General features: G+C 43.0%; 11 protein-coding genes. All 11 read left to right on the top strand.

What is annotated here, in order from left to right:
• Positions 1-35: 35 nt before the first annotated feature.
• Positions 36-2,399, top strand: coding sequence for a DNA translocase SpoIIIE (spoIIIE, locus tag SB658_RS06320; protein WP_041850823.1), 2,364 nt, complete (start codon positions 36-38; stop codon positions 2,397-2,399).
• A 143-nt stretch (positions 2,400-2,542) separates the two neighbouring features.
• The gene (locus SB658_RS06315; RefSeq protein ID WP_003245732.1) at positions 2,543-3,268 is read left to right on the top strand and encodes a GntR family transcriptional regulator; all 726 of its coding nucleotides are present in this window, start codon (positions 2,543-2,545) and stop codon (positions 3,266-3,268) included.
• 138 nt (positions 3,269-3,406) lie between these two features.
• Positions 3,407-4,618, top strand: a complete 1,212-nt coding sequence (gene bcbE / locus SB658_RS06310; RefSeq protein WP_144500771.1) for a bacillibactin exporter BcbE — start codon at positions 3,407-3,409, stop codon at positions 4,616-4,618.
• Between the two features lie 179 nt (positions 4,619-4,797).
• Positions 4,798-6,078 (top strand): EF-P 5-aminopentanol modification-associated protein YfmF, encoded by a 1,281-nt coding sequence (yfmF, locus tag SB658_RS06305; RefSeq protein WP_032725709.1) that lies wholly within the window; start codon positions 4,798-4,800, stop codon positions 6,076-6,078.
• A complete protein-coding gene (gene yfmH, locus SB658_RS06300) occupies positions 6,075-7,361 on the top strand; it encodes an EF-P 5-aminopentanol modification-associated protein YfmH (protein WP_003244823.1) in 1,287 nt (428 codons plus the stop codon). Before yfmF ends, yfmH begins: the two co-directional genes overlap by 4 nt.
• A 54-nt stretch (positions 7,362-7,415) precedes the next feature.
• Positions 7,416-8,144, top strand: a complete 729-nt coding sequence (ymfI, locus tag SB658_RS06295; protein ID WP_038828260.1) for an elongation factor P 5-aminopentanone reductase — start codon at positions 7,416-7,418, stop codon at positions 8,142-8,144.
• A gap of 80 nt (positions 8,145-8,224) precedes the next feature.
• Positions 8,225-8,482: a DUF3243 domain-containing protein gene (locus SB658_RS06290; RefSeq protein WP_003245199.1), complete on the top strand. Its 258-nt coding sequence runs from the start codon at positions 8,225-8,227 to the stop codon at positions 8,480-8,482.
• Between the two features lie 129 nt (positions 8,483-8,611).
• The gene (locus SB658_RS06285) at positions 8,612-9,403 is read left to right on the top strand and encodes a DUF3388 domain-containing protein (protein WP_003220998.1); all 792 of its coding nucleotides are present in this window, start codon (positions 8,612-8,614) and stop codon (positions 9,401-9,403) included.
• An 18-nt stretch (positions 9,404-9,421) separates the two neighbouring features.
• Complete coding sequence (gene rodZ / locus SB658_RS06280; protein WP_144500769.1) at positions 9,422-10,336, top strand: cell shape determination protein RodZ; 915 nt, start codon at positions 9,422-9,424, stop codon at positions 10,334-10,336.
• Positions 10,337-10,385: 49 nt separating this feature from the next.
• Entirely contained in the window at positions 10,386-10,967 is a 582-nt protein-coding gene (gene pgsA / locus SB658_RS06275) for a CDP-diacylglycerol--glycerol-3-phosphate 3-phosphatidyltransferase (RefSeq protein WP_003244753.1), read from the top strand.
• Positions 10,968-10,984: 17 nt separating this feature from the next.
• Entirely contained in the window at positions 10,985-12,235 is a 1,251-nt protein-coding gene (locus SB658_RS06270; protein ID WP_003231847.1) for a competence/damage-inducible protein A, read from the top strand.
• The last annotated feature ends 36 nt before the right edge of the window (positions 12,236-12,271 follow it).

The raw sequence follows: 12,271 nt of genomic DNA, 5'->3' as shown, positions 1-12,271 counted from the left end.
GAACTTACATTTTTTAACGCAGTAAGGTGATGAGTGTGGCAAAGAAAAAACGAAAATCAAGAAAAAAACAGGCGAAACAGCTAAATATAAAATACGAGCTTAACGGATTGCTGTGTATAGCCATTTCAATTATCGCAATCTTGCAGCTGGGGGTAGTCGGGCAAACGTTTATCTATTTGTTCCGCTTTTTTGCTGGAGAGTGGTTTATTTTATGCTTGTTAGGTTTATTGGTGTTAGGAGTCTCACTGTTTTGGAAGAAAAAAACCCCAAGCCTTTTAACGAGACGAAAGGCCGGGTTGTACTGTATCATCGCAAGCATATTGCTGCTTTCTCACGTGCAGCTATTTAAAAATTTGACGCACAAAGGGTCTATTGAGTCTGCAAGCGTGGTGCGCAATACGTGGGAATTGTTTTTAATGGACATGAATGGCAGCTCTGCTTCACCTGATTTAGGCGGAGGGATGATCGGTGCGCTGCTGTTTGCGGCTTCACACTTTTTGTTTGCGTCGACTGGTTCTCAGATCATGGCGATTGTCATGATTTTGATCGGAATGATTTTAGTAACAGGACGCTCGCTACAAGAAACGCTAAAAAAGTGGATGAGCCCGATTGGACGTTTTATAAAAGAACAATGGTTAGCATTTATTGATGATATGAAATCCTTCAAATCAAATATGCAGTCATCGAAAAAAACGAAAGCGCCGAGCAAAAAACAAAAACCGGCCCGCAAAAAACAGCAAATGGAACCGGAGCCTCCTAATGAAGAGGGGGATTATGAAACAGTATCGCCTCTTATTCATTCAGAGCCGATTATCTCAAGCTTTTCTGATCGTAATGAAGAGGAAGAGTCTCCAGTTATAGAAAAGCGCGCCGAACCTGTGTCGAAGCCGCTTCAGGACATCCAACCGGAGACAGGTGATCAGGAAACTGTTTCTGCTCCTCCTATGACCTTTACAGAGCTCGAAAATAAGGATTACGAGATGCCGTCACTGGATTTGCTGGCAGATCCGAAGCATACCGGCCAGCAGGCTGATAAAAAGAATATTTATGAAAATGCCAGAAAGCTTGAACGCACATTCCAAAGCTTTGGCGTAAAGGCGAAAGTCACACAGGTTCATCTCGGACCGGCCGTAACAAAATATGAAGTATATCCTGATGTCGGAGTGAAGGTTAGCAAAATTGTCAATTTAAGCGATGATTTAGCGCTTGCGCTTGCTGCGAAGGATATCAGGATCGAAGCGCCTATACCAGGCAAATCAGCAATCGGAATTGAAGTTCCAAACGCAGAAGTGGCAATGGTTTCGCTGAAGGAAGTGCTGGAGTCTAAATTGAATGACAGACCGGATGCGAAGCTGTTAATTGGACTCGGCCGCAATATTTCAGGTGAAGCTGTATTGGCTGAGTTAAACAAGATGCCCCACCTTTTGGTCGCAGGCGCAACCGGTAGCGGGAAAAGTGTCTGTGTCAACGGCATTATTACAAGTATTTTAATGCGCGCGAAACCGCATGAAGTGAAAATGATGATGATCGATCCTAAAATGGTAGAGCTAAATGTCTACAACGGGATTCCGCATTTGCTTGCTCCGGTTGTAACCGATCCGAAAAAAGCGTCGCAGGCTTTGAAAAAGGTTGTCAATGAAATGGAGCGACGGTACGAATTATTTTCTCATACGGGTACACGAAATATTGAAGGATACAATGATTATATAAAACGCGCCAACAATGAAGAAGGAGCGAAACAGCCAGAGCTGCCCTATATTGTTGTCATTGTGGACGAGCTTGCCGATCTCATGATGGTCGCTTCATCTGATGTGGAAGATTCGATTACGAGATTGTCCCAAATGGCGCGGGCTGCTGGCATCCATCTTATTATTGCGACACAGCGGCCATCGGTGGATGTTATCACAGGGGTGATCAAAGCGAACATTCCGTCACGAATCGCGTTCAGCGTATCTTCACAGACGGATTCAAGGACCATTCTTGACATGGGTGGCGCTGAGAAGCTTCTTGGCCGCGGCGATATGCTGTTTTTACCTGTAGGGGCTAATAAACCTGTCCGTGTGCAGGGAGCATTTTTGTCGGATGACGAAGTGGAGAAGGTCGTCGACCATGTGATTACGCAGCAGAAAGCGCAATATCAAGAAGAAATGATTCCTGAGGAGACAACGGAAACTCATTCCGAGGTTACTGATGAACTTTATGATGAAGCTGTTGAATTAATCGTCGGCATGCAGACGGCATCTGTTTCAATGCTGCAAAGAAGATTCAGAATCGGCTATACGAGAGCGGCGCGCCTGATTGACGCAATGGAGGAACGCGGTGTTGTCGGACCGTATGAAGGCAGCAAACCTAGGGAAGTATTATTATCAAAAGAGAAATATGATGAGCTCTCTTCTTAATGAAGGGAGTTCCGCTTTCTATAGTTGTCAATAATAACATTATGTAAACTAATCACCTTTCTATTTATTTTTTCGACAAAACATGATATAGTTGTCCCAATTGTTCAATAATTTTTATCGAAAGTGGTTTACGGAGGGGAAACATGTCTACAAAAGCTGATAATCGGCACTTGTATTTGAAAGTAATTGAACGAATTAAAGAGGATATAAAAAATGGGATCTACACTGAGAAGGAAAAGCTGCCTTCTGAATTTGAGCTTTCCAAAAAGCTTGGTGTCAGCAGAGCAACGCTAAGAGAAGCCTTGCGGATACTGGAAGAAGAGCATGTGATTATCAGAAGGCATGGTGTAGGCACTTTTGTCCATTCTAAGCCGTTATTTCTTTCGGGCATTGAACAGCTGAACAGTGTAACCAAGATGATAGAACAGGCGAATATGACCCCTGGCACGATTTTTCTATCATCACAAGTGCTTATGCCGTCTGAAGATGATACGAAGAGATTTCATTTGGCAGAAGGGCAAGAACTTTTTTACCTTGAACGAGTCAGGACAGCTGACGGACAGCCGATTGTGTATTGTATAGACAAAATTCCGATGAATATTTTGCCGAATTCTTTTTCTCATCAGCAAGAATCTATGTTTGACCTGCTTGAGAAAAATTCAGGCTCCGTAATCAGCTATGCAGTAACTGATATAGAACCGATCGGCTATCACGATACCATTTCTCCAGTACTTGAATGCGATCCGGAAACAGCTCTTTTGCTGTTAAAACAAACCCATTACGATCAGCACGATAAACCGGTGCTTTATTCTTTAAATTATTTTAGAGCGGATAAATTCAGATTTCATGTTTTGCGTAAACGATTCTAAAAACGGACGCCTGTATGTGTCTGTTTTTTTATTTGCACTGATTCATGTTTCTTTGTACATACTTTCATTCCGGTTAACGCAATATATAAGGGATGACAAGAAAGTGAATGGGTGAAAATGTTGAGAGAGAAAAATGGAATGAAAAATATTATTGCATTGTCTTCCGTCCCGCTTGTGATGACACTCGGGAACTCCATGCTGATTCCTGTTCTTCCGATGATGGAGAAAAAGCTGTCTGTGACTTCATTTCAAGTGTCTTTAATCATTACTGTATATTCAGTAGTAGCAATTATTTGCATTCCGATTGCCGGATATTTGTCGGATCGTTTCGGGAGAAAAAAAATATTGCTTCCTTGCCTCCTCATTGCAGGATTGGGGGGAGCGGTAGCTGCTTTTGCCTCGACCTATATGAAAAATCCTTATGCGATGATCTTGGCGGGGCGGGTTCTTCAAGGCATTGGTTCTGCAGGTGCCGCTCCGATCGTCATGCCGTTTATCGGCGACCTGTTTAAAGGAGACGATGAAAAGGTCAGCGCCGGTCTTGGCGATATTGAAACCGCCAACACGTCAGGGAAGGTACTGAGTCCCATACTTGGAGCCTTACTGGCTTCTTGGTATTGGTTTGTACCGTTTTGGTTTATTCCGTTTTTCTGTTTGATCAGCTTTTTGCTCGTATTGTTTTTGGTGGCCAAGCCTGAAGAAGATGAAGATGCGCCTGCTGTTTCTGAGTTTATTAAGAGTGTGAAGAAAATCTTTAAACAGGATGGTCGCTGGCTTTATACGGTCTTCATTATCGGGTGTGTCATTATGTTTTTGTTATTTGGCGTATTATTTTATTTATCAGATACGCTGGAGAACAAGTATGCCATTGACGGAGTAGCTAAAGGCGGATTACTGGCAATCCCACTTTTGTTTTTGTCAACCAGTTCTTTTATAGCTGGCAAAAAGATCGGTAAAGATAAAGGCCGAATGAAATTTTGCGTTGTTACAGGAATGATTCTGTTAACCCTTTCGTTTATTGCCTTGTGGTGGAACCACAGTTTTTATTTTTTATTTATCTTTTTAAGCTTTGGCGGGATTGGGATTGGAATGGCTCTTCCTGCTTTAGATGCATTGATAACCGAAGGGATTGAAAGTGAACAATGCGGAACCATTTCCTCCTTCTACAATAGCATGCGCTTTATAGGAGTAGCTCTCGGTCCACCTGTTTTTGCTGCATTAATGTCTAATGCAAACTGGATTATTTTCATACTCTCGGCGTTTTGCAGCATCGTTTCTTTATTTTTAGTGCTCTTTACTGTAGATGCTAAAAAAAGTGAAGAAGAAGAAAAAAACTTAGGGACGGTCTAGCCAGCCGTCTTTTTTTGCGCTTTCTTGCACAGTTTACAACTGTACCTATACAGCATGCGGAGGTTATTGTTTCCTTATAAATCCTACAGTTGCTATAATTACATGAAAGAGTGTTTCTGCGAATGCTGAAAATTGGTCATAATACATACTAATTAAGAAATGAACGAAGGAGGTTCCATATGTCATATGTTAATGAACTCAAATCAAAGCACGGCGGTTTAACCGCACACATTGTAGAAACAGAAAAATTCAAAACCGTCTCGCTTATTTTTAAGATGCTTGCGCCGCTGACAAAGGATCAAGTCACCAAAAGAGCGCTGCTCCCGCATGTGCTTCTTCGCGGAACGAAAAGCCATCCGAAAACCGCAGAATTGCGTTCATACCTGGATGAGCTGTACGGCACGTCAGTATCGGCTGATCTTACGAAAAAAGGAGAGCGGCACGTCATTACGTTCAGGCTTGAAATCCCAAATGAAAAATATTTAAAAGACCAAACGCCGCTACTTGAGAAAGGGCTCCAGCTTCTTGCAGAAATCGTCTTTTCACCTGCTTTGGAGGGAGACGCTTTTCAGTCACAATATGTGGCTCAAGAAAAACGGACGCTTAAGCAAAGAATCCAAGCCGTCTATGATGATAAAATGCGCTATTCGAATTTAAGGCTGATACAGGAAATGTGCAAAAATGAGCCTTACGCGCTTCATGTCAATGGTGAAATCGACGATGTCGATGACATTACGGCAGAGCAATTATACGAAACATACCAAAGCGCTATCCAAAAAGACCAGCTTGATTTATATGTAGTTGGCGATGTGGACAGTAACCAGGTACATTCGGCAATTGATAAGTATTTCAAAACAGAAGAGCGAACTCTTGGCACGATTGAAAACAATCACGCTGATGAAAAAGTTCAGCCAAAAGAAGTAATTGATGAAGAGGATGTCAAGCAAGGAAAACTGAATATCGGCTACCGCACCAGCATCACTTATACAGATCAGGATTATCCTGCTTTACAAGTGTTTAACGGATTGTTCGGCGGATTCTCTCATTCTAAACTTTTCATTAATGTTCGGGAAAAAGCCAGTCTTGCTTACTACGCGGCTTCGCGTATAGAAAGTTTTAAAGGCTTGTTAATGGTGATGTCAGGCATTGAAGTGAAAAATTATGAACAGGCGGTTTCGATTATTGCTGAGCAATTCCAGGCAATGAAAAATGGCGATTTCAGTGAGCAGGATATAGCACAGACAAAGGCTGTCATTCGAAATCAAGTGCTGGAAACGATTGATACAGCATACGGTTTATCTGAGTTTTTATATCAGCAGGCCGCTGCTCAAGTCGAGATTCCTATCGAAGACTTTCTTGCCAATATTGAGAATGTCACAAAAGAGGATATCATTAAAGCCGGCGAAAAGATTCAGCTTGATACGACTTATTTCTTAAAAGGGACGGAGGGTGCATCTTGATCAAACCAATCGAATATGAACAGCTTCAGGAGACGCTGTATCATGAAAAAATGTCCAACGGCCTTGATGTTTACGTTTTGCCGAAAAAAGGCTTCAACAAGACATATGCGGTCTTTACAACAAAGTACGGCTCGATAGATAACCGGTTTGTCCCTTTAGGTAAAAACGAGATGGTTCACGTGCCGGACGGGATTGCTCACTTTCTTGAGCACAAGCTGTTTGAGAAAGCGGACGGAGACGTTTTTCAAGATTTCAGCAAACAGGGGGCTTCTGCCAATGCGTTTACGTCATTTACAAGAACGGCTTACCTTTTCTCAAGCACATCAAATGTTGAACGCAATTTAGAGACGCTTATCGATTTCGTACAGGACCCATATTTTACTGAAAAAACGGTTGAAAAGGAAAAAGGGATTATCGGGCAGGAGATTAATATGTACGACGATAACCCTGATTGGAGGCTTTACTTCGGGGTCATTGAAAACATGTACAAAGAGCATCCTGTCAGAATTGACATAGCGGGAACAGTGGAAAGCATTTCACATATTACAAAAGACCTTCTTTATGAATGCTATGAAACGTTTTATCACCCGAGTAACATGCTCCTTTTCATTGTCGGACCTGTAGATCCTGAAGCGATTATTTCTCAGGTAAGAGAAAACCAGGGGAAAAAGCCGTATACTGATCAGCCGGAGATCAAACGGGAAGAAGTGAAAGAGCAAGAAGCGGTTTTCCGAAAAGAAAAAGAGATCAAAATGAACGTGCAGGGACCGAAATGCCTTGTTGGGCTGAAATCCAAAAATCCGTTTAAATTAGGCAAAGAGCTCTTAAAGCATGAACTTTCAATGAACTTATTGCTTGAAGCTCTTTTTGGCAAAAGCTCTGCCCAGTATGAATCACTTTATGAAAAAGGATATATTGACGAAACGTTTAGCTTTGATTTTACTGCTGAATATGGGTTTGGTTTTGCGGCGATCGGCGGAGATACGCCTGAGCCTGATCAGTTAGCTGAAGACATTTCAAGCATGCTTTTGCGCGCCGGTGAACTGATTACTGCTGAAAAGATTGAACTTGCCAGAAAGAAAAAGATCGGCACATTCTTAAAAGCGCTGAATTCCCCTGAATACATCGCCAATCAATTTACCCGTTATGCGTTCTTGGATATGAGCCTGTTTGACGTTGTAACGGTACTCGAGCAGATTACCCTCGAGGATGTCCAGAACGTAATACAAGAGGAAATTGCTGCAGACAGACTGACTGTCTGCAAGGTTGTTCCTAAATCATAAACAAAACATCCCTCCAGTGTGAGGGGTGTTTTTCTGCGGAAAGAAGGAAAGAGGATGAACAAAACAGCACTAATCACCGGAGCAAGCGGCGGCATTGGCAAAAGCATCAGCGAAACCCTTGCGGCTAAGGGATACAATCTGCTGCTGCATTACAATACAAATCAATACGCGGCAGCGGAGCTTGCTGAAAAACTAAGTCAGATGTTTGGCGTAAATGCGGAGATATTACAAGCTGATCTGTCCGCGCAAGATGGAGCAGATAAGCTGACAAGTTCAATTGTTCAGCCGATTGATGCGATTGTTTTAAACAGTGGAAGAAGCCATTTTGGGCTGATTACGGATGTAGATAACGCAACAGTCCAGGAAATGGTTCAGCTTCATGTGGCGAGTCCGTATATGCTGACGAGAAACCTTCTGCCAGGCATGATTCGGAATAAATCGGGAGCGATTGTGGCTGTCAGCTCGATTTGGGGAGAGACTGGAGCATCCTGTGAAGTACTGTACAGCATGGCAAAAGGAGCTCAGCATTCATTTGTAAAAGGATTGGCTAAGGAGCTGGCGCCAAGCGGAATCAGAGTAAACGCAGTAGCGCCAGGTGCAGTTGATACAAATATGATGAATCAATTCACCGCGGCTGAAAAAGAAGAGATCGCTGATGAGATTCCGATCGGCCGGCTGGCCCGGCCGCAAGAAATTGCTGATGCAACAGCTTTTCTCCTGTCTGAAAAAGCGTCATATATCACCGGCCAAATTCTGTCGGTGAATGGCGGCTGGCACTGCTGACACGAAAATATTCGGTGTATAGTTTCTTTTGTGAAGGACACAATAATCTTGTAACTTCACATGAAATGGAGGAAACAAGCATGTCAGTATTAGAAAACTGGGATAGCTGGAAAAACTTCCTTGGCGACCGTCTGAACTATGCGCAAGATAAAGGTATGAGCCAGGATACGATTACAGATCTTGCGACAGAAATCGGCAGCTACTTGGCTAATGAAGTGGAATCTAAGAACGAGCAGGAAAAAGTGCTGGCAGATCTTTGGAGTGTAGCATCAAAAGATGAACAGCACGCCATTGCCAATATGATGGTTAAGCTTGTTGAAAATAACAGCACTCACTAGGAAGAGAGGGGATTTTTCCTCTCTTTTTTATGTTTTCCTCATCACAGCAACATTCTTCTTTCTAATTAGAGAAAAATGCTTTATGATAAAGGAAGGTAAAATTTTGCCACAATGAAGGGGGTATATCATTTGGCAAAGCTCGAATGGTATTTTGAATATGAAATTCAAGTGAACCGCCCCGGACTGCTCGGGGATATTTCATCTCTTCTTGGGATGCTTTCTATCAACATCGTAACGATAAACGGCGTCGATCTTTCCAGAAGGGGAATGCTCCTCAGGTGCCGCCATATAGATCAAATTAAACGATTAGAATCAATCTTAAAAACGATGGAAACAATTAAAGTAACGAAGCTTAGAGAACCGAGGCTTCGCGACCGACTTGCCGTACGCCACGGCCGTTATATTCAACGGGATGCCGATGACAAGAAAACGTTCCGCTTTGAACGGGACGAGCTTGGCTTATTAGTCGATTTTATGGCCGAATTGTTCAAAAAAGAAGGCCATAAATTAATCGGAATCAGAGGTATGCCGCGTGTCGGGAAAACGGAATCGATTGTAGCCTCTAGTGTGTGTGCAAGCAAAAGGTGGCTGTTTGTGTCATCAACCTTGCTGAAGCAGACCATAAGAAGCCAGCTGATTGCCGATGAATACAGCACTGAAAATGTCTTTATCGTTGACGGAATTGTGTCAACACGAAGAGGATCGGAACGCCATCTCCAGCTGGTCCGAGAAATCATGCGGCTGCCTGCAACAAAAGTGGTGGAGCATCCGGACATATTCGTTCAAAATACAGAGTATACACTAGATGACTTTGATTATATTATTGAACTGAGAAATGACCCTGATGAGGTTATTACATATGAACATGCCGAGGAACCCCAAATGTTTGATCAATCCGGGTTTTCAAGCTTTGATTTTTAAAATTGGAAGGTGTTTGTTGTGACTGAACTAGGAATCCGGCTCAAAGAAGCCAGAGAGGAAAAAGCAATGTCATTGGATGATCTCCAAGCGGCAACAAAGATTCAAAAAAGGTATTTAACCGCCTTGGAGGAAGGAAACTATGACATTATTCCGGGGAAGTTTTATGTTCGGGCATTCATCAAGCAATATGCAGAAGCCGTTGGGCTTGATGCGGATCAGCTGTTTGAGGAGCATAAAAAAGATATCCCTAATACGTATCATGACGATGTGTCTGAAAAGATCTCCGGCATGAATCTTCAAAAGGAAATTCCGAAGCCAGCATCTAAGGCGCTGGAGCTGCTGCCAACGATACTTGTTATTCTCGGCGTGATTGTCGTGATTGCCATTGTGTACGCGATCATTCAGTTTGCCAATCACAAAAACAGTGATGATCACAATGCGGCATCAGAAAAAGCAATTACGCAAAGTGAGAGCAAGTACGAAATCCCTAAAGATTCAACGCTGAAAGAGAATCAAAATAACAGCTCTGAAAAAGAGACAGACACTAAAAAAGAAACGAAAGAAAACGAAGATAAGAAAAAAGAAAATGACAGTGATAAGCTGGAGATTAAAGCTGCTGGCACTGAAGGATCGTTAACGACTTATGAAGTGTCCGGCGCTGATAAAATCGAGCTGGAACTGAAGGCATCAGACAGCTCCTGGATTCGAGTGCGCGATGAAAACAGCAGCTCTTTAAAAGAAGGAACGCTGAAAAAAGACGAGACCTATAAAAAAGACATAACTGATCAGAAACAAGTTGATATCCGCACCGGATATGCACCTAATCTGAAAATAAAAATCAACGGTAAGGTTCTTTCATATGAACTTGATCCGAAAAAAGTGATGGCACAAACTATAAAGATTGTAAATAAAAAGGAAGAAAAGTCATCTTAATTACCAGATGACTTTTCTTCACGTCCGAGTATGAAATTGGAGGGGCTTTATGTTTAACTTACCAAATAAAATCACACTAGCTAGAATCGCATTAATCCCAATCTTCATGATTATCATGCTGGCGCCGTTTGACTGGGGCAGGCTCGAAGTTGGAGACGAATCGATCCCGGTCGCACATTTGGCGGGGGCCATTCTATTTATTATTGCATCTACAACAGACTGGGTGGACGGGTATTATGCCCGAAAATTGAATCTCGTAACAAACTTCGGGAAATTTCTTGATCCGCTTGCGGACAAACTGCTGGTATCCGCAGCGTTAATTATCCTTGTTCAATTTGATCTCGCTCCAGCTTGGATGGTCATTGTGATTATCAGCAGGGAGTTTGCCGTGACAGGTTTAAGGCTTGTCTTAGCCGGAACAGGAGAAGTCGTAGCTGCTAACATGCTTGGTAAAATCAAAACCTGGGCACAGATTATTGCGGTATCCGCATTGCTTCTTCATAATCTTCCATTTGAACTTGTGTCATTCCCGTTTGCAGACTTGGCACTGTGGGTAGCCGTCTTCTTTACTGTCGTCTCAGGATGGGAATATTTCTCTAAAAACTGGGAAGCGTTAAAAACATCTAACTAAGAAAGAAGGACTTCGTCATGGAATTTCCAAAAAAAGCAGAAATAATTGCAGTCGGTTCAGAGCTGCTGCTTGGCCAAATCGCCAATACAAATGCTCAATTTATCAGCAAACAGCTCGCTGAAATCGGGGTCAACGTATTTTATCATACAGCGGTCGGAGATAACCCGGAGCGGCTGAAGCAGGTCATCCGCATTGCTGAAGAACGCTCTGACTTCATTATTTTTTCAGGAGGGCTTGGACCCACAAAAGATGATCTGACGAAAGAAACGATTGCAAATACGCTGGGACGTCCGCTTGTGTTAAATGATGAGGCATTCCAATCCATTGAGGACTATTTCAAACGAACAAAACGCACGATGTCACCTAATAACCGAAAACAGGCGCTTGTGATCGAAGGCTCTGACGTGCTGGCGAATCACTTTGGAATGGCCCCGGGAATGCTCACAGAGCATGAATCGCGCTATTATATGCTTCTTCCTGGACCGCCGAGCGAATTGCGTCCAATGTTTGAAAACGAGGCAAAGCCTCTTCTGCTGAAAAAGATGGGTTCAAATGAAAAAATTGTGTCAACCGTTCTTCGCTTTTTCGGTATCGGTGAATCTCAGCTTGAAGCCGATTTGGAAGATATTATTGATGCGCAAACCAATCCGACAATTGCGCCTTTGGCGGCTGATGGAGAGGTGACGCTGCGTCTGACAGCCAAACACGCCGATGAAAAGGAAACAGAGCGTCTGTTAAAAGAAACAGAGGCCGTTATCTTAGAGCGTGTCGGTGAATTTTTCTATGGTTACGATGATACTTCTCTTGTAAAAGAGCTATCTATAGCGTGCAAGGAAAAAGGCATTACAATTTCTGCGGCAGAAAGTTTTACCGGAGGGCTGTTTTCTGAATGGCTGACGGATCATAGCGGTGCCTCAAAATTATTTGCCGGGGGCGTTGTTTGCTATACAAACGACGTGAAGCAGAATGTGCTTGGTGTCAAGAAGGAAACATTAGATCGTTTTGGGGCGGTCAGCAAGGAGTGCGCATCCGAACTGGCTAAGGGTGTTCAAAAACTCACTGGCAGCGATATCGGCATTAGCTTTACTGGTGTAGCAGGACCTGATGCTCAAGAAGGGCATGAGCCTGGGCATGTGTTTATCGGCATTTCCGCAAATGGTAAAGAAGAGGTTCACGAGTTTCACTTTGCGGGCTCCAGAACGGGGATCAGAAAACGCGGCGCTAAATACGGCTGCCATTTAATCTTAAAGCTTTTAGAGCAAAAATAATATTTTCAGCACATTATCCTCCTAAGAAAACATGAT

Source organism: Bacillus sp. SIMBA_008 (genome assembly GCF_046535495.1).
Classification (GTDB): domain Bacteria; phylum Bacillota; class Bacilli; order Bacillales; family Bacillaceae; genus Bacillus; species Bacillus subtilis.
This window is presented reverse-complemented; position numbering and strand designations above follow the sequence as displayed.

Excerpts from the sequence above, each read along its gene's own strand:
- pgsA (WP_003244753.1), top strand. The coding sequence starts at position 10,386 with ATGTTTAACTTACCAAATAAAATCACACTAGCTAGAATCGCATTAATC.
- bcbE (WP_144500771.1), top strand. The coding sequence starts at position 3,407 with ATGAAAAATATTATTGCATTGTCTTCCGTCCCGCTTGTGATGACACTC.
- SB658_RS06270 (WP_003231847.1), top strand. The coding sequence starts at position 10,985 with ATGGAATTTCCAAAAAAAGCAGAAATAATTGCAGTCGGTTCAGAGCTG.
- yfmF (WP_032725709.1), top strand. The coding sequence starts at position 4,798 with ATGTCATATGTTAATGAACTCAAATCAAAGCACGGCGGTTTAACCGCA.
- ymfI (WP_038828260.1), top strand. The coding sequence starts at position 7,416 with ATGAACAAAACAGCACTAATCACCGGAGCAAGCGGCGGCATTGGCAAA.
- SB658_RS06315 (WP_003245732.1), top strand. The coding sequence starts at position 2,543 with ATGTCTACAAAAGCTGATAATCGGCACTTGTATTTGAAAGTAATTGAA.
- SB658_RS06290 (WP_003245199.1), top strand. The coding sequence starts at position 8,225 with ATGTCAGTATTAGAAAACTGGGATAGCTGGAAAAACTTCCTTGGCGAC.